Source organism: Streptomyces sp. R41, from assembly GCF_041053055.1.
Lineage (GTDB): Bacteria > Actinomycetota > Actinomycetes > Streptomycetales > Streptomycetaceae > Streptomyces.
Genome location: NZ_CP163443.1, coordinates 8,680,381 through 8,698,366, shown reverse-complemented (window position 1 = coordinate 8,698,366; position 17,986 = coordinate 8,680,381). Strand labels below are relative to the sequence as shown.

At 70.8% G+C, this 17,986-nt stretch carries 13 protein-coding genes; 1 reads left to right on the top strand and 12 read right to left on the bottom strand.

The window, feature by feature from the left end:
* Positions 1-106: 106 nt before the first annotated feature.
* The 12 genes from AB5J53_RS39445 to AB5J53_RS39390 all read right to left on the bottom strand — a co-directional run bounded on the left by AB5J53_RS39445 (position 107) and on the right by AB5J53_RS39390 (position 13,524).
* Entirely contained in the window at positions 107-1,096 is a 990-nt protein-coding gene (locus tag AB5J53_RS39445; protein ID WP_369250395.1) for a sugar kinase, read from the bottom strand.
* Positions 1,093-1,983: an SMP-30/gluconolactonase/LRE family protein gene (locus AB5J53_RS39440; protein ID WP_369250394.1), complete on the bottom strand. Its 891-nt coding sequence runs from the start codon at positions 1,981-1,983 to the stop codon at positions 1,093-1,095. Before AB5J53_RS39440 ends, AB5J53_RS39445 begins: the two co-directional genes overlap by 4 nt.
* Positions 1,980-2,612, bottom strand: a complete 633-nt coding sequence (locus tag AB5J53_RS39435) for a bifunctional 4-hydroxy-2-oxoglutarate aldolase/2-dehydro-3-deoxy-phosphogluconate aldolase (protein WP_369250393.1) — start codon at positions 2,610-2,612, stop codon at positions 1,980-1,982. The genes AB5J53_RS39440 and AB5J53_RS39435 overlap by 4 nt, the downstream gene beginning before the upstream one ends.
* A 29-nt stretch (positions 2,613-2,641) precedes the next feature.
* The gene (locus tag AB5J53_RS39430) at positions 2,642-3,463 is read right to left on the bottom strand and encodes a hypothetical protein (protein WP_369250392.1); all 822 of its coding nucleotides are present in this window, start codon (positions 3,461-3,463) and stop codon (positions 2,642-2,644) included.
* Entirely contained in the window at positions 3,460-4,605 is a 1,146-nt protein-coding gene (gene dgoD, locus AB5J53_RS39425; protein WP_369250391.1) for a galactonate dehydratase, read from the bottom strand. The genes AB5J53_RS39430 and dgoD overlap by 4 nt, the downstream gene beginning before the upstream one ends.
* The gene (locus AB5J53_RS39420; protein ID WP_369252743.1) at positions 4,602-5,339 is read right to left on the bottom strand and encodes a FadR/GntR family transcriptional regulator; all 738 of its coding nucleotides are present in this window, start codon (positions 5,337-5,339) and stop codon (positions 4,602-4,604) included. The genes dgoD and AB5J53_RS39420 overlap by 4 nt, the downstream gene beginning before the upstream one ends.
* A gap of 35 nt (positions 5,340-5,374) precedes the next feature.
* A complete protein-coding gene (locus tag AB5J53_RS39415; RefSeq protein WP_369250390.1) occupies positions 5,375-6,148 on the bottom strand; it encodes an SDR family NAD(P)-dependent oxidoreductase in 774 nt (257 codons plus the stop codon).
* A gap of 70 nt (positions 6,149-6,218) precedes the next feature.
* Positions 6,219-8,297 carry an alpha-galactosidase gene (locus AB5J53_RS39410; protein ID WP_369250389.1) on the bottom strand — a complete coding sequence of 693 codons (2,079 nt, stop codon included), beginning with the start codon at positions 8,295-8,297 and terminating at the stop codon, positions 6,219-6,221.
* On the bottom strand, positions 8,294-9,142 hold the full coding sequence (locus AB5J53_RS39405; protein WP_369250388.1) for a carbohydrate ABC transporter permease: 849 nt from the start codon (positions 9,140-9,142) through the stop codon (positions 8,294-8,296). Before AB5J53_RS39405 ends, AB5J53_RS39410 begins: the two co-directional genes overlap by 4 nt.
* Positions 9,142-10,077 (bottom strand): carbohydrate ABC transporter permease, encoded by a 936-nt coding sequence (locus tag AB5J53_RS39400; protein WP_369250387.1) that lies wholly within the window; start codon positions 10,075-10,077, stop codon positions 9,142-9,144. The genes AB5J53_RS39405 and AB5J53_RS39400 overlap by 1 nt, the downstream gene beginning before the upstream one ends.
* A gap of 1 nt (position 10,078) precedes the next feature.
* The gene (locus tag AB5J53_RS39395; RefSeq protein WP_369250386.1) at positions 10,079-11,365 is read right to left on the bottom strand and encodes an ABC transporter substrate-binding protein; all 1,287 of its coding nucleotides are present in this window, start codon (positions 11,363-11,365) and stop codon (positions 10,079-10,081) included.
* 116 nt (positions 11,366-11,481) lie between these two features.
* Positions 11,482-13,524, bottom strand: coding sequence for a glycoside hydrolase family 27 protein (locus AB5J53_RS39390; protein ID WP_369252741.1), 2,043 nt, complete (start codon positions 13,522-13,524; stop codon positions 11,482-11,484).
* Between the two features lie 369 nt (positions 13,525-13,893).
* Here AB5J53_RS39390 and AB5J53_RS39385 point away from each other — a divergent pair, with 369 nt between their 5' ends.
* On the top strand, positions 13,894-17,970 hold the full coding sequence (locus tag AB5J53_RS39385) for a discoidin domain-containing protein (RefSeq protein WP_369250385.1): 4,077 nt from the start codon (positions 13,894-13,896) through the stop codon (positions 17,968-17,970).
* Positions 17,971-17,986: the final 16 nt, after the last annotated feature.

Sequence of the window (17,986 nt, the reverse complement as noted above, 5' to 3'; positions counted from 1 at the left end):
CGCCTCGCGGCATGGGTGGCCGCAACGCCAGGCGCCGGCTGCAGAGTCCGCTGGGGCCGCCCCTCCAACAGGTCGAGCAGGCTCGGTTCTCCCACCGGAAACTCCCTCAGAGCTGGTCGGCATCCAGCACTTCCCACTCCCGCGCCGGGATCTGGAGGAGCCGTTCCATCTCTTCGGTCCCGGGCAAGGTGCCGTGGTCTCCCGTCACTTTGAGAGCGGACACGGCGGTGACGTGACCCAGCCGGAGGGCTTGCGTCATGGTCAGTCCTCGTACCAGGCCCGCGAGAAAGCCGGCCGCGAAAGCGTCACCGGCGCCGACGGGCTCCACGACCGTCGTCCGCAGTGCCGGCACCGTCCGGATGCCCTCCTCGGTGAGAGCGGACGCGGCGCGGGCCCCGTCCTTGACGACCAGGATCCTGGGATTCGGGAGCAGCTCACGGATGCTCGTGGCCGTCAGTTTCGCGCCCCACAGGTCCTGCGCCTCATCGAGACCGACGAAGACGATGTCCGCCCGGTCCGCCAGCTCACGCAGCATGGCCGGAGCCGTGCCGGCCGGCCACAACGCGGCGCGGTGATTGACGTCGAAGCTGATCGCATACGGCCGCTCGCCGGCGGGAGCGGCCAGGGCACGCGTGACCAGGCGCCGGCAGGACGAGGAGAGTGCCGGTGTGATGCCGGTGAAGTGAAGTACGGAGGCCGTGCGCACCGGTTCCTGTTCCAGGAGTTCGGGACCGAGGGCGGAGGCTGCCGAATTGCTCCGGTAGTAGTGGACACGGGTACCGGCTGTCAGCGGGTTCTTCACGAGAAGGCCCGTGGGGCGGTGGGGGTCGATACGCACGTGCGAGACGTCAACTCCCGCGTCTGCGACGGCAGTCCGGACACGGAGCCCCAGTGCGTCATCCCCGAGGGCCGAGAGCCAGGCGACGGGGATGCCGTGGTCCGCCAGGTACATCGCGACGTTCGACTCGGCTCCGGCAACCGACAGGCGCAGAGACTCGGCGTCCTGCAACGGCCGGGGCGGGTCGGGGGCCAGGGCTGCCATCGTCTCGCCGATGCACACGACCGGTCCGGTGAGGGGAAGCCAGGGGGTGTTCATGCCGGCTCCGCCGCGACCGTCGGCCGCATTCGCCCAGCGGTGTCGAGCCGGTAGGCGGGCGCCGGTGTCCCCGGTACGTCGACCGGCACGGCGAAGAGTGCGCCATCGTGCACGCCAGGTGCGGAAAGACCTACGCGGGCGGTGGTGACGTGAAGGATGTCGTGTTCGAGGCACACACCGGCGGGCTGACTCGCCGGCAGCTTCAAGGTGCGGTCCAGGCGGCCGTCCGGCAGATACCGGCGTACCTCTCCCGTGCCCCACACGGCGACCCAGACGGCTCCTTCGACATCGACCACCATGCCGTCGGGGCTGCCTTCGTCCACGGTGACAAACGCCTCCGGTGCGCCGAGGCGGGCGGTCACCGGGTCGACGGAGTATCGCCGGATGATCCCCCGGGCGCTGTCGGCCAGGTACATGGTGCGGCCGTCGGCCGTGAACGCGGGCCCGTTCGGCACAGTGATCCCGTCAAGGACGCGGACCACCGTGCCGTCGTGGTCCACCCGGTAGAGCGCGCCGGCGCCCTCGTCGGCCCCGTAGGCCATACTGCCCGCCCAGAACCGGCCGGAGGGATCGGCGGTGGCGTCGTTCATGCGCATGGGCAGCGCAGCCGCCGCCTCGGGGCGCGCCAGCCACGTCGTGGAGCCGTCGGGGGCGAGCAGGCAGATCCCCGTCCCGGCCGCGGCGATCCAGGTGCCGGGACGGTCGGCCACGGGCGCCACCGCTCCCAGGGGTTCCGGCAGTTGAGCCAGTTCCTTCAAGGGCGCGCCGGGATCGTCGGGGGCGGTCAGCAGCCGGCCCGCGAGGATGTCCACGAGCACGATGCCGCTTTCCGTCCAGCGGATGCCTTCGCCGAGTTCCAGTCGGTCGGGACGGAGGGCTTCGGTCACCGCGTGACCTCCTGTACGGCGGCTCGGAAGGCGCGGGCGCGGGCACGGAGGTCGGTGAGGCTGCCGCCGTCGGCGGCGTCGCCCACGAGGGGTGAGCCGACGCCGACGGCGGTTGCTCCCGCGGCCAGATAGGCGCGGGCGGCCAGATCGTCTATGCCGCCCACCGGGACGAACGGCTCGTGCGGGAACGGTCCTCGCAGGGCCCTGAGGTAGGCGGGGCCGCCGGCCTGGGCAGCGGGGAAGATCTTCAGTGCGGCGGCACCGAGGGTGCGTGCGGTCAGGATCTCGGTCGGCGTCATGACGCCGGCCAGGACAGGCATGCCCAGTTCGCGTGCGGCCTCGGCACCGTCTCCCAGCGCGGGGGTGACCGCGAAGTCCGCCCCGGCCCGGTGGGCAGCCCGGGCGTCGTCGGCGGTCAGGACGGTGCCGGCGCCGAGGGGCCGGTCGGGGCCGAGATCCCTCCGCGCCCGCTCGATGACGGACAGGGCGTCCTTGCCGGTCAGCGACACCTCGATCAGCTCGATGCCCGCGTCGGCCAGGGTCAGCACAGTGCGCAACGCGGCCTCAGGGTCGGCGCCGCGTACGATCGCGACCAGGCGGTGGGCGGTCAGGGCCGCTCGAAGATCCATGGACGAGGCTCCTTGTCTCACAGGTCGGTTCAGGGGCAGCGGCAGTCCGCGGTCAGCGTGAGCCGCCAGCGGACTTCCCCGGACGCCGGCACGCGGGCGGCGTCACCGGGGCTCGCCTCGGCGAGGTCGAAGACCCGGCCGAGCATCGGCTCGACCCCCGTACTGCGATACGGGTGTTCGGCGGGAAAGCCGCCGAGGTTGCGCCACAGACCCATCGACAGCGGCTGTCCGTCGGCTTCGAGGGTCAGCGCGAGGCGGTCCTCGTGGTCGTGGACGCAGCAGCGTGATACGTCCACGACGGCTCCGACCGCGGTGCCGTCGTCCGGGCCGAGCCGGTCCAGGCTCAGTCCGCGGGGGGCGGGCCAGCTTCCCTCCACCCAGGGGGCGCCTGTCGGCCACGTCCGGCCCAAGAGTGGGGCCGCTTCCGGGAAGAGACGGGTGCTCGCTCCCGCGCGGGCATGCAGGGTGGCGTGCTCGGACAGGTCGAGCAGGGCGTGGGCGGCCCAGACGAAGCGGAAATCCGGGTCGGCGGTCAGGACGTAGTCGGCCTCTACGCCGTCGGCCGTGGGCCGCATCGCGCGCGTCAGAACGAATCGGCTCGCCCGCACGGTTTCCGTGCCGTGCTGGTCACGCGTCCAGGGCCGCGACCAGGCATCTCCGTGGTCGGGAGCACCCCGCACGGTGGGGACGCATTCCTCCAGCCCTCCCGCATCCACGAAGACATCGCCGGGGGACACGCTCTCGCGTCCTGGGGCCTCGCGTCTCCACAGCCATTCGCGGCCGCCTGCCCGCAGTGACGTCCACCGGCCGCCATGGGCAGGGTCGGTGACGATTTCCAGGGGCACCGTCACCACTCCGTGAAGGAGCCGTCGGCGTGCCGCCACACCGGGTTGCGCCAGCGGTGACCGGTGCGGTCGGCCGCGCGTACGGCAGCCTCGTCCACGGTGATGCCCAGGCCGGGTGCCTCGCTGCGAGGTGCGTACCCGTCCACGAACCGGAACGGTTCGGTGTCGACGAGGTAGGAGAGCAGGTCGGCGTCCTTGTTGTAGTGGATACCTCGGCTCTGCTCCTGGATCAGGAAGTTCGGCGTCGCGAACGCGATCTGGAGGCTGGCCGCCAGGGCGATCGGGCCGAGCGGGCAGTGCGGGGCGAGGAGGGCGCCGTAGGTCTCGGCGAGCGAGGCGATGCGGTGCACCTCGGAGATGCCGCCGGCGTGGGACAGGTCTGGCTGGGCGACCGCGATGCCCGCGGCGAGGACGGGCAGGAACTCGCCGCGCTCGTAGAGCCGTTCGCCGGTGGCGAGCGGGACGTCGGTCGCCGCGACCAGGCCGGGCAGCAGGTGCCCTTGTTCAGGGACGACGGGTTCCTCGACGAACAGCGGGTGCAGACAGGCGAGTTCGGCCAGGACCCGGCGGGCGCTGGCGACGGTGAAGCGGCCGTGGAAGTCGACGGCGACGTCGCGGTCCGGGCCGAGGACCTCGCGGGCGGCTGTCACGCGGGCGACGACCGCCGCGGTCTCGGCCGCGGTGGCCACCGGCGATGTGGCCCCGGCACCGTTCATCTTGACGGCGGTGAAACCGGCCTCCACCTGGGCGGATATCTGCTCGGTGAGCTCGGCGGGTTCGTCGCCGCCGACCCAGGCGTAGACCCGGACCCGGTCGCGCACGGGGCCGCCCAGCAGAGCGTGCACCGGGGCGCCGTAGGTCTTTCCCGCGATGTCCCACAGGGCCTGGTCGAGGCCGGCGACGGCACTGGAGAGGACGGGGCCGCCGCGATAGAAGCCGCCCTTGGTGAGTACTTGCCAGTGGTCCTGGATGCGCAGCGGGTCCTGGCCGACGAGGTATTCGGCCAGGACGTCGACGGCGGCGCGGACGACCTCGGCGCGTCCCTCGACGACGGGTTCGCCCCAGCCGACCACGCCGTCGTCGGTCTCGATGCGGCAGAACAGCCAGCGTGGCGGGACGAGGAAGGTTTCGATGCGAGTGATCTTCACTGAGCGCGGGGGCCTTCCGTCTCGTCGGAGCCGCCGATGCGGTCCAGATCGCGGCCGGCCTGGTCGAGCAGGGCACGCATCGCGGCCTCGGCGGCCAGCGGGTTCTGGTCCCGTACGGCGTCCAGGACGGCGTGGTGGGCCGGTACGGGGTCCTCGCTGTGGGGGTGGCTGTGCACGATGCGGTCGCGGTGGGCCAGGCCCGACTCGATCACCATCTCCATGCGTTCGAGGAGTTCGTTGTGGGTGGCGGCGAGCAGGGCACGGTGGAAGGCGAGGTCGGCTTCGACGGCGTGTGCGGCATCGGCGTCCTGCTCCCCCATCGCCTCCAGGGCCTTGTCGAGGGCGGCGAGGTCGGCGTCGGTGCGCCGCTCGGCGGCGAGGCGCACGGCGGCCGGTTCGATGATGGCGCGCACTTCGGCGAGGTTGCGCAGCAGCGCGCGCTCGGCCTCGGTGGTACGGCCGCCTTCGAACTGCCAGCGCAGTACGTCGGCGTCGAGCAGGTTCCAGTCGGCCCGGGCGCGTACGAAGGTGCCGCGCTTTTGGCGGGCGTCGACCATGCCCTTGGCGGCGAGCACTTTGAGGGACTCACGCAGCGCGGTGAGGCTCACGTCCAGCTCGCTCTGCAGTGCCACCAGGTCGAGCGTGGCGCCCTCGGGGATCGCGCCGCTCAGGATGCGGCGGGCGAGGGCTTCCACGGTCTGACCGTGCACGCCGCGACGGGCGTAGGGCGTCATGTCGTACAGCCTTTCTGCTTCAGAGGTGAGCGTGGTCATGCGGAGGCCTTGACGACGCTCCAGCCGCCATCCACGACGAGACTCGTGCCCGTGATGTAGGAGGCTTCGTCGGCGGCGAGGAACGCCATGGCCGCGGCCACCTCCTCGGGGGTGCCGAAGCGACGGGCGGCCGTCTCGGCGATGCTGCGCTCCCGGTCCTCGGGACGCACCCTGTCCCAGGCGGCGGTCAGGATCGGTCCGGGCACGACGGCGTTGACCCGTATCTCGGGCCCGTATTCGACGGCGAGTTGACCGCACAGGGACAGCAGAGCGCCCTTGGAGGCCGCGTAGGCGGGATGTCCGGGGATGCCCTTGTAGGCGTGGACGGACGAGGTCAGCACCACCGCCCCCGAGCGGGCCCGCAGATCGGGTACGACCGCCTGGAAGCCGAGGAAGCTGCCGGTGACGTTGACGGCGAACTGCCGCTGCCACGAGGCGAGGGACATCTCGTGAGCCGGGGCGACGTCGACGGTGAAGGCGTTGCTGACGAGGACGTCCACCGGTCCGAAGTCGTGGGCGGCGGCCACGATCCGTGTCCAGTCGTCCGCCGCGGCGACGTCGGCTCCGACGAACCGGGCGAGGCCGCCGGCCTTGGTGATCTGCTCGGCCACGGCCTCGCCGCGCTCCTCGGCGATGTCGGCGAGCACGACGGCGGCTCCCTCCAGGGCGAGGCGTTCGGCCGTGGCCGCTCCGATCCCGGAGGCCGCGCCGGTGACCACGGCCGTGCGGCCGGTGAAGCGGGCACCGTACCGTCGTGCGGACTGGTCCATCGTGGGGTTCGACTCCTTTGCGGGAACGGGACTGCTGGTCTGCCGTGCTGGGCAACATATGCCGCCGGGTCTACTGCCGTGTCAGCACCACCAGTTCGGCGTCGTGGTGGGCGCTCCAGCTGAAAGGCACCCCGTAGTGGAGCAGATGGACTCCGCTGTACGTCGTTCCCGCGGCGTTGTCGCGGTAGCGGGCATCGGGGTCCAGGCCTCGCAGCCTGAGCCGGTCGGGACGGCCGGGCACGAGCGGAGCGCCGTCGAGGCGTCCCGTGCTGAGCGCGGCGACGACGGTGGTGCCCGCGTCCGGGGCGTCGTACTGCACACCGCAGGTGGAGTCCTCGGGGGTGCCGAGCAGCCGGGCCTCGCCCTCGTGGATGATCTGGCGCACCTCCTTGTAGCGGGCGATCCACCGGGCGGCCTCGGCTTGCTGTTCCCCGGTCCAGGCACGCAGGTCGGCGCCGATGCCGAGGACGCCGCACATGGCGTTCACGAAGCGGAAGGCGAGGCTGCGAGGGCGTGGGTCGAACACGCCGGGGGCGTCGGTGACCCAGGAGCTCATGACGTGCGGGGCATGGGCGTGCAGGAAGCCGTACTGGATGGACAGCCGGTCCAGTGGGGCGGTGTTGTCACTGGGCCAGACGACATCCGTCCGCGCGAGGGTCGCGTGGTCGATGCGACCGCCGCCGCCCGCGCAGCCCTCGACGGTGACAGCGGGGTGGGCGGCGCGCAGGTGGTCCAGGACGCGCAGATACCCGGTGACGTGCCCGGCGTCCAGGTCGAGCCGGTCGGCGCGTTCGGTGCCCGGGCGGCCGCGTTCGGTGGGCGGCCGGTTCATGTCCCACTTCAGGTAGCTGATGTCGTACGCGGTCAGCAGTCGGTCGAGCGTGCCGATAACGAAGTCCTGGACGTCGGTGCGGCCCAGGTCCAGCAGCAGCTGATTGCGGACCAGTCGGGCGGGACGGTCGCCGATCCGGTAGACCCAGTCGGGGTGTTCGGCGTACAGGCGGCTTTTCGGGCTGACGGCTTCCGGCTCGATCCACAGGCCGAAGTCCAGGTCGAGGGCGCGTACATCCTCGACGAACCGGTCGAAGCCCTGCGGGAACGCCGCCGGGTCGGGGTACCAGTCGCCCAGTCCCCCGGTGTCGTCGGCGCGGCCGGTGAACCATCCGTCGTCCACGACGAACAGTTCGACGCCGATGTCCGCGGCCGCCTTGGCCAGCTCCAGCTGACCTGCCGCGTCGACGTCGAAGCCGGTGGCCTCCCAGGAGTTGTAGAGGACCTTGCGGGGGCGGTGCAGCCGCGCGCCGGCGAGGTGACGTTCGTAGCGGTGCCAGACGCGGGAGAGCCCGTCGAGGCCGTCCGGACTGAACGCGCATGCGAGGCGGGGCGTCACCAGGGTGTCGCCGGGAACCAGACGCACCGCACCCTCGTGCGGGACCCGCCCGGCGCGCACGCGCACGGCGCCACCCGGCTCGGCCTCCGCCGTGATGTGCCAGTTGCCCGGCCATTCGAGGGCGACGCCATACGCGGCCTCCGCGTCCGAGTCCTGCACGGCGAGCCAGGGCGCGTACGCGTGTCCGGGCACGCCCTGGAGGCTGCTCATGCTGAACGTGCCTCTGCTCAGGTCGAGTTGGGTGCGCTGGAACTCCTGCGACCACTGGCCGGCGAGGTACGTGAGCCGGGCCGCGCCGGTGACGGGGATGTTCACGGCGGCCGAGTCGAACCGCTCCAGGCGCAGTTCCTCCATACCGGTCAGCTCGGTCCAGCGGAGGATCACGTCCGTGTCCGGCACGGTCTCGTAGCAGAGGACCGTACGGAGGCCCAGCACGGCGTCGGTGAAGGCGAGCCGCAGCGTCCCCTCCCCTTCCTCCGCCCCGTCGAAGTCCCACCACACACCCCGCTCCTCGCCCGGGCGAGCCGCCACGAGTTCGGCGCCGGTGAACGGCCGCAGCCCGTACGGCAGATACTCGGCGGGTGCCGCGTCGGCGGGCGTGATGAAGTGCGTGCGCCTCGACCAGTCGAGGGCAGAGGGACCGTGCTCGACGCCGAGCGGCCCCCAGGCGTCGAGCTCGGCCCACGGGCCGTCCGCAGAGAGACGGACGGTGTAGCTGGTGTTCTCGGTGCGCAGGGTCCAGCGCCGGTACGAGGTCACTTCACCGCTCCCAGGTTGAGGCCGGCCACGAAGTGCCGCTGGAACCGGAGGAACACGGCCACGGTGGGCGCGGCCGCGATGACCGACCCGGCGGCGATCACGTTCCACATCGACACGTACTGCCCCTGGAGCCCGATGAGGGCGGCGGTGATCGGCATCTTGGTGTCGCTGCGCAGCACGGTGATCGCCCAGAGCAGGTCGTTGAAGATCCAGGTGAAGGACAGCGCGCTGAGCGCGGCGAGCGCGGGGCGGGTCAGCGGGAGGATGATCCGCCAGAAGACCTGCCAGGGACCCGCGCCGTCGACGACCGCTGCCTGCTGGATCTCGGGCGGTATGGCGCGCATGAAGCCGTGCAGGACGAAGACGTAGAAGCCGACGCCGAAGCCGATCTGCACGCCGACGAGGGCCGGCAGGGTGTCGAAGATGCCCATCAGCTCGCTCAGCTTGGAGACCGGGATGAGCAGGATCTGCGGTGGGAGCAGGTTGCCGCCGAGCATGAGCAGCAACAGGGAGCGGCGGAAGGGCAGTTCGTAGCGGCTGAGGGCGAACGCGGCCATGGCGGCGAGGGCCAGTGTCACCAGGACGCACGGCACGGTGACGGCCAGGCTGTTGATCAGGGCCCGCTGCTGGCCGCCGTCGACCCAGGCCTGGCGGAAGTTGCCGAGGGTGAAGGAGCGGGGCCAACTGCCCAGGCCATGTGCGGCGATGTCGTCGAAGGAGCGCAGGCTGGTCACCAGGACCAGGGCTATGGGCAGCAGCCACAGGACGGCCAGGGTGCCGGCGCCCAGGTGGAAGCCCGCGGTCGCGGCTCGTTTGCGGCGCAGCGCCGTGGACGTGGCGGACATCAGTCGGCCTCCCGGAAGGCGCGGACGAGGTAGGAGCAGATGACACCGAAGGCCAGGACGAAGATGACGACGGCCAGGGCGGAGCCGTAGCCGAGCCGCAGGGACTGGAAGGCGGTGGAGTACATGTACGTGCTCAGCAGCTCGGACGAGTGGTAGGGGCCGCCGCGGGTCAGCGACCACACGACGTCGAAGGAGCGCAGCGAGTCGATGACGATGACGGACAGGACGACGGCGTTGACGCTGCGCAGCTGGGGCAGCGTGACGTGGCGGAAGCGCTGCCACGCTCCGGCACCGTCGACCTTGGCCGCCTCGTACAGGGCCGGGTCGATGCCCTTGAGGCCGGCGAGGTAGAGGACCATGACGTAGCCGATCTGGCGCCACAGCGCGGGCACGATCACCGCGTACAGGGCGGTGTCCTGGTCGGCGAGCCAGGCGTGGCGCAGGCTGCCGAGGCCCACCGACTCCAGGAGTTGGTTGAGGACGCCGTCGGGCTGGTAGATCGCCTGCCAGACCAGGGCGGTGGCGACCAGGGAGAAGACGACGGGCAGGAAGAGGGCGGCCCGGTAGAAGCCGACGCCGCGCCGCTCCTGCTGGAGCAGCAGCGCGGCGGCCAGGCCGAGGAGCGCGGACAGGCCGCCGAAGAGCACCAGCCACAGCACGGTGTGGCCGGCCGCGCTGCGGAAGGTGTCGTCGTGGGCCATCTCCCGGAAGTTGTCCAGGCCGATGAACTGCGGCGCCGAGACGCCGTCCCACTGGGTGAGGGCGAGGTAGAAACCCTGCAGGGCGGGCCAGAACACCCACAGTGCCTCGGCGAGCAGCGGGACGAGAACGAAGGCGAGCACCAGCGGGGGTGTGCGGCCCGGGCCCCGGGCCCGCTTGCCACGAGGGCGCGGCGGGGCCGGGGTCTTCCGTTCGGGGGCGGTCAGGACGGCCACGTCAGGCCTGCCAGATCTTCTCGGCGTCGCGCTGCCAGTCGGTGAGGATCGAGCCGATGGACTTCGGCTTGGCCAGGAACTTGGTCAGCGCGGTGTCCGCGGTGGGCTGGAGAGCGTCGCTGGAGTCCCGGTTGAAGAACTGGGTGATCTCGACGGCCTCCTCGATGTGCTTGCGGCCCTTCTTCACCAGGGCGGTTCCGGCGTCCTTGGCGTCGGGGTGGCACGGCAGGACGGTGCCCGACGATCCCTTGATGTAGATCTCCTGGGCCTCGGCCGTGGCGAGGTAGCGCATCAGGTCGACGACCTGGTCGTGGCGGCCGGTGCGGGCGCTGGCGAAGTAGCCGTCGGTGGGCGCTTCCTCGGCGAGCGGGACCTTCGGATCGATGACGGGGAAGCGGAAGAAGTCGATGTCGTCGAGGGCGTCCTTGGGGGCGGCGTCGGCGAAGAAGGTGCCGATCAGCATCATGCCGCTGCGGCCGTTGAGCAGCGAGGTCGTGGCGTCCTGGAAGGCGACGGCGGTGCCGTCCGGGTCGAAGTACGGCAGCACTTCCTGCCAGCGGTCGAAGACCTTGCGCACCTCGGGGTCGTCGAACCGGTGCTTCCCGGCCAGGAGTTGACGGTGGTAGTCGGCACCGTTGATCCGGATGTCGAGGTAGTCGAACCAGGCCGAGGCCACCCAGGCCGTGTTGCCGCCCGCGCCGAGCCCGATGGGGGCGATGCCCTTGCTCTTGAGCTTGTCGCACAGGTCGAGGAAGTCGTCCCAGCTCTTCGGCTCGCTCACGCCCCACTTGGCGAAGTTCGACTTCCGGTAGAACATGCCCCACCAGTAGTAGGTGGTGGGCACGAAGACCTTCTTGCCCGAGCTCGCGGTGCACAGCGAGTGCAGCGCCTTGGAGTAGCGCTTGAGGTCGGGCGAGGCCCAGACGTCGTCGAGGTCGAGCAGCAGGTTCTTCTTCGCGTAGGCGTCCGCCACCGAGCCGGGGTACCAGGTGTACACGTCCGGCGGGTTGGCAGAGGTCAGATACGTCGGCAGCTGGGTGCGGAAGGTCTCCGCGGCGACGGTGTTGAGGCTGGCGTGCCCGGATCCCTGCTTGGCGTAGGCGGCGACGATGTCCTCCATCGCGGCCTTGGCCTGCGGAGCGGAGAGGTTGGACTGGAGGGTCACCGCGCCTTTGGAGGAGCTCTTGCCGGAGGAGGTGGAGGTGACACAGCCGCTGAGCAGTGCCGCCGTCCCGGCGGCACCGAGTCCGGCGAGGAGCCGGCGTCGGCTGGGCTGATGGTTCGTCATGGAGGACTCCCTGTGGCTCCGCGCGGCGGGGCCGGCCCTCCCTGACGGCCGGGGCCCCGCTCGCGGCGGATCCAGATTCGCGTGGCACTCCGGCCACGTCAAGAATAATTACTAATTTATTTGAACTGGGTCCGGTACACGTAGCCGTCAACGCCACGGAAGACGGCGTCGACCGTGCTCTCCGGCCCGGCAACCGCACCCAGCGCACCGTCGAAGGCGGCACTGGGGAACTCCTGCCGTTTGGTCCAGCCCTGCCAGGCGCCGTCGTGGTAGCGCTGCTGCCAGAGCGTGTAGTCGGCGGCTCGCGCGTACAGCACCACGCCGTCTCCCACGGCGACCAGCGTCGGACTGCCGCTGACGGTCCCGCCGAGCGAGCTCCATGCCGACCACTCCCCCGACGTCTCCCGCGTCCGCGTCCATACGTCGTCCGCCGCGGTGCGCACGGCCACCTGCACGCGGCCCTGACTGTCGACGACGGCGGACGGCCTGCCGTACGTCGGGCGATCGCCTGGCGCGCCGAGCGACGACCAGCCGGACGTCGGCCCACGCTGCACGATCCGCCCGTCGGCACCGCGCGCGAACAGCGTCCAGTGCGCGGGGTCGGTGAAGGCGACGGACGGCGCGTCGGTCAACTGCCCACCCAGGCCCTCCCATTGACCCCAGCGCCCGTCGACGAAGACCCGCCGGTACGCCCGGGAGTCCGCGCCGCGCACGAAGACGTCGATCCGGCCGTCGGCGGAGGCGTACGCGGCGGGCTGGCCCAGGATCCCGCCCTGCGCGGGACCGCCGAGGTCCCTCGTCCTGCCGTCGGTCTGCTGGACGAGCGAGCCGTGCGGTCCCCGCAGGAAGGTGGTCAGCGTGTCGCCGTCGCGCACGAAGGCCGGGCTTGCCGTGGCCTTCTCGCCCAGGCTCGTACCGGGCAGGGTGTCCGCCCCGGTCAGCTTCAGGAACGCGGTGCCGTGCGCGGGAACCTCGACGGTGTACGACCCCGTATGCGTGCCCCGGTCGGCGCGTGCCCGCAGGTCGCGGACCTGGACCGGCCCGCCGAGCCCGACATCGGCGAACCGCACCGTGCGCTCGGCGGGTTGGTCGGAGCGGTTGAGCAGCACGACCGCGCGCCGTCCGTGCCCCTGGAGGACCTTGCTGTACGCGTCGCCGACCGAGTCCGTCGCCACCCGTACGCCCTGGACGGCGAGCGGGTCCTGGTCGACGGCGATGATCTCGGGGTTGCGGAGCGTGCCGATCATCGCGTCGGACAGGGTGCGCGGGTCGGAGCCGAGCACGAGCGGCGAGCCCATCTCGGCCCACATCACGAACTGGGTGGTGGACTCCTCCTGCGTGAGTTCGTACGACCCGTCGGTCATGCGGCGCATGGGGATGAGGTAGTCCGGGTCGTTGTAGTGTCCTGGTCCCTGCGCCTCGGGATGCCAGGCGTTGGCGTCCATGTTGCGCAGCACGTTGGGCCACTGGCCGGGACTCGGGGTGCCCCACGCGATGTCGGTGCCGGTGCGCCAGGAGTCGGCGATCGTCGGGGCGTAGACGTACGTGTTGTGCGCGTCCTGCTCGGGCGTGTGCGGCAGGCCCCAGTCGTCGGTGAGCGGGTTGCACAGGTTCAGCAGCATCCGTCGGCCGGACTTGGCGACCGCGTCGCCGAACTCCTTGAACGCGGGCCCCGGATCGAGCTTCGCGCCGATTCCGCACAGGAAGTCGACCTTGATCGCGTCGATCTTCCAGCCCGCGAACTGCCGTGCGTCCTCGGTGTAGTGGCCGCGGCTGCCCAGGCCGCAGCTCCTGCCGCCGTCGTAGGTGCCGGCATCGGTGTAGATGCCCGCCCGCAGACCGCGTTTGTGCAGGTAGGACACGAGCGCCGGGATGCCGGAGGGGAAGCGGTCCGGGTTGGCCACCAACCGCCCCTGTGTGTCACGGGGGTTGTCGGCCTGCCAGCCGCCGTCGAGCCAGACGATGTTGTAGCCGCTGTCGCGCAGACCGCTGCTGACCAGCTTGTCGGCGACGGCCCGTACCTCCTTCTCGGTGGGCGCGCCCAGCCCGTAGTACGTGTTCCAGCCCATGTAGGGCGTCGGCGCGAGACCGCTGTCGTAGTAGTCGGGCGCGCCCTGGTCGACGGCGGTCCGTGCCGTGGCGGTGGGGGCCGCGGTCACGGCGAGGACCGTCGCGATCGCGGCCGTGGTGGCACGGCGCGTATGTCTGCGACCTGCGGATGTGCGGGCCTGCGGGTGTGAAGTCACTTGCCTCTCCCGAGGGTTGGGAAGCAGGAGGACGTGACGCGGGCCGCGCTGCAACGGGGGCCGTCGGCGTCACGGCGAAGACTGTGGCGCGCGGCCGAAACCCTGTCAATATTTATTACTAATTTATTCAAAGACCTCTCGCGCTCACGCCGGAATCCTTGACAGCCCTCGTCCCGGGGTGCAGTGTTCGGCAACGTTGTCAGAGCCGCTGTGGCAACGTTGTCTTCCACCTGTTGCAGGTCTCCCCTCCTCCCCGAACTTCCCTGATCGGAGCCATAGTTGATGTCTGATCAGTCGCCCCGACCGTCCCGTCGCACCGTCCTCTCCGCCGGCACCACCCTGCTCGCGGGCTTCGGGCTCGGTATGGCCCTGCCCGCCGAAGGATTCGCGGCCGAATCCGGACAGCCGAACCGGCCCGCCGCGCCCGGTGAACTCGCGGCCTGTCGCCCCATCTCGGTGTCCTCCACCGACTACGCCCCCACACCGGGTGAGTTCGTGGTCGACAGGGTCGACACCGTCGGAGTGCGCGGCACGGGTTGGCGCGCCGCCTCCGGCGACCCCCAGTGGATATCCGTCGACCTCCAGGCACCGTGCGAGGTCGAGTCGCTGCGCCTCACCTTCGAGGCGACGGCGGGCGACCCGCCCTACGTCGACGCCCCCGGCGGCAACCCGCGGGACAACACGACGGGGCAGGAGATCCTGTCCAGTTGCGCGGTCGACTTCGTCATCGAGACCTCTCGGGACCACAAGGCGTGGACGGCCGTCCACCGTACCGACTCCGGTACGGGCGGGGTCATGGAGATCACCCTGGCGAAGCCCGTGACCGCCCGCTGGGTGCGGATGACCGTGTACAAGCGCTCCAACACCAACCCGCTGGGCCTCAACGGCCTTCAGGTGTACGGATCCTGCCGCACCGCCCGGCCCGACGCCACCGGCTGGACCGACTGGGGGACCCACCACCGGACCCCTCCGGCTCTCGAGATCGCCGAGGACGGCACCGTACCGCTGGAGTCCGGCTGGGACCTGACCATGGACGACTGGGCGGGCGGCGACGGCGCCGCGCTGTCCGGGCCGTCGGCGGACACCAGCCGCTGGCTGCCCGCGACCGTCCCCGGGACCGTCCTGTCCTCGCTCGTCGACCAGGGACATCTGCCTGATCCGGTCGCCGGGTTCAACAACCTGCACATCCCGGAGGCCCTCTCGCGCCACGCCTGGTGGTACCGGCGCGCCTTCCGCCTCCCCAAGGACCTGCGCACCGGCGAGGGACGCCGCATCTGGCTCGAGTTCGAGGGCATCAACCACACCGCCGACATCTGGTTCAACGGCACCAGGGTCGGCGAGCTCGAGTTCCCCTTCGCCCGCGCCGTGTACGACGTGACCGAGCTGCTGACCGACGGCGAGCAGGCCCTCGCCGTGCAGATCACCCCCATGCCGTACCCGGGCAGTCCCGGCGACAAGGGCCCGGCCGGCCTCGCCTTCGTGGACGCCGGCGCGAACATGATGAACCGCAACTCACCCACCTACCTGGCCTCGTCGGGCTGGGACTGGATGCCGGCCGTGCGGGACCGCGCCGCCGGCATCTGGAACCACGTCCGGCTGCGCTCCACCGGAGCGGCCGTCCTCGGCGACCCCCGCGTCGACACCAGGCTCCCGGACCTGCCCGACACCCACGCGGCCGAACTGACGATCGTGGTTCCCGTGCGCAACGCCGACGCGGAGCCCAGACGCGTCACCGTGTCGGCAGCCTTCGACGGCATACGACTGAGCCAGTCGGTCACCGTTCCGGCGGGCGAGAGCGTCGACGTCACTTTCACCGCCGCGACTCACCTCCAACTTCGGCTGCACAACCCCAAGTTGTGGTGGCCCAACGGCTACGGCGACCCCGCCCTGCACAAGCTGACCCTCGCCGCCTCCCTCGCGGGCGAGGAGAGCGACCGGCGGACCACCCGCTTCGGGATTCGTCAGTACGGCTACGAGTACGACGTGCCGCTGACGTTCCAGTCCGGCAGCGACGCGTACGCGCAGACCGTGACCTTCGCCCGTCAGAAGGCCCGTTACGTCCGGATCATGTGCCGTACGCGCGCCACCAGTTGGGGGGCGTCGATGTGGGGTCTGACGGTCTCGGACAGCTCCGCACCCGACACCGACCTTGCCCTGCACAAGAAGGCCACCGCCTCCTCCGTCGACGACGCGGCCAACCAGCCCGGCAACGCGACGGACGGCGATGCCGGCACCCGCTGGTCCTCCGCCTTCGAGGACGACCAGTGGATCCGGGTCGACCTCGAGTCCTCGCTGTCCTTCGACCGCGTCGTCCTCACATGGGAGCAGGCCTACGCCAAGACGTACACCGTCCAGGTCTCGGACGACGGCGACACCTGGACGGATGCGGCGGCGGTCGACAACACCGCGGTGCCGCTTCCCTTCCGGACGTCGGGTTCCGCGAGCCTGCAGAGTGTGGAGTTCGCCGCCACCACCGCACGGCATCTGCGCATCTTCTGCCGTACGCGGGCGACCAGTTGGGGATCGTCGATGTGGGGGCTGTCGGTCGTGGACAGCGCTTCGCCGGACACGGATCTGGCCCTCCACAAGCCTGCCACCGCGTCCTCCGTGGACGACCCCGGGAACCAGCCGGGCAACGCGGTGGACGGAAATCCCGCGACCCGCTGGTCCTCGGCCTTCGAGGACGACCAGTGGGTCCAGCTCGACCTGGGGTCCAGGGTCTCGTTCGACCGGGTCGTCATCCTGTGGGAGCAGGCCTACGCCAAGACGTACACCATCCAGGTCTCCGACGACGGCGACAGCTGGACGGATGTGAAGTCGGTCGACAACTCCCCCGTGCCGCTCAAGATCAGTGTCAACGGGGTCCGCGTCTTCTGCCGCGGCGGCAACTGGGGCTGGGACGAACTGCTGCGGCGCATGCCCGCCGAGCGGATGGACACCGCCGTCCGGATGCACCGGGACATGAACTTCACGATGATCCGCAACTGGGTGGGCAGCAGCAACCGCGAGGAGTTCTACGCCAGTTGCGACGAGCACGGCCTTCTGGTGTGGAACGACTTCCCCAACGCCTGGGCCATGGACCCACCCGACCACAAGGCCTTCGTCGACCTTGCGCAGGACACCGTGCGGCGCTACCGCATCCACCCCAGCATCGTCGTGTGGTGCGGGGCGAACGAGGGCAACCCTCCGGGCCCGGTCGACGACGGTATGCGGGCCGCGGTGCGGGCCGAAGCACCCGATCTGCTCTACCAGAACAACTCGGCCGGCGGAATCGTCTCCGGCGGCGGCCCCTACGGCTGGATCGAGCCGGAGCGGTACTACTCCGCGTCCACGTACGGCAGCGGGAGCTTCGGCTTCCACACCGAGATCGGCATGCCGGTCGTGTCGACGGCGGAGACGATGCGCCGCCTCGTCGGCGACGAGCCCGAGTGGCCCATCGGCGGCCCCTGGTACTACCACGACTGGAGCACCAGGGGGAACCAGGCGCCGCAGAACTACCGGGCCGCCATCGAAAGCCGGCTCGATGTCGCAGCGGACCTCGAGGACTTCTGCCGCAAGGCGCAGTTCGTCAACTACGAGAACACCCGCGCCATGTTCGAGGCCTGGAACGCGCACCTGTGGGACGACGCCAGCGGGCTGATGCTGTGGATGTCCCACCCCGCCTGGTACAGCACCGTGTGGCAGACGTACGACTACGACTTCGACGTCAACGGCACCTACTACGGCGCCCGCAAGGCGGGCGAGCCCGTCCACGTGCAGGCCGGCCCCACGGACGGACGAGTGATCGCGGTGAACCACACGCCGACGGCCATCGCCGGCGCCACGGTCTCCGCACGCTGCTACGACCTCTCCGGCCGCCCGCTCGCCCCGGAACAGCACAAGACCGTCGACATCGCCCCCTCTGCCACCACGTATGCGTTCACCGCCGGCTGGACGGATGACCTGCCCGACTTCCATGTGCTGCGGGTACGCCTCACCGACGCACGCGGCGGATCGTTGTCCGAGAACACGTACTGGCGCTACCGGAGTGCCCGCGACATGCGGGCGCTGAACGACCTTGAAAAGGCCCGGGTGTTCCTCGACATCACCGAAACGGACCACTCGGGCGATCGCCATGGGCTCACGGCCCGGCTGCGCAACGCAGGCTCGTCGGTCGCGGCCATGGTGCGTGTCTCACTGCGCGACGCCGGGACCGATCACCGGGTGCTGCCGACTCTCTACAGCGACAACTACCTGTGGCTGCTCCCCGGGGAGTCCAGGACCATCACCGCGTCATGGCCCGCCGACGCTCTTACGTCGAACAACCCGAAACTCCGTCTGGAGGGCTACAACGTGAGACAGACCTCGGCACGGCCCTGATGCCGAGCGCACAGAG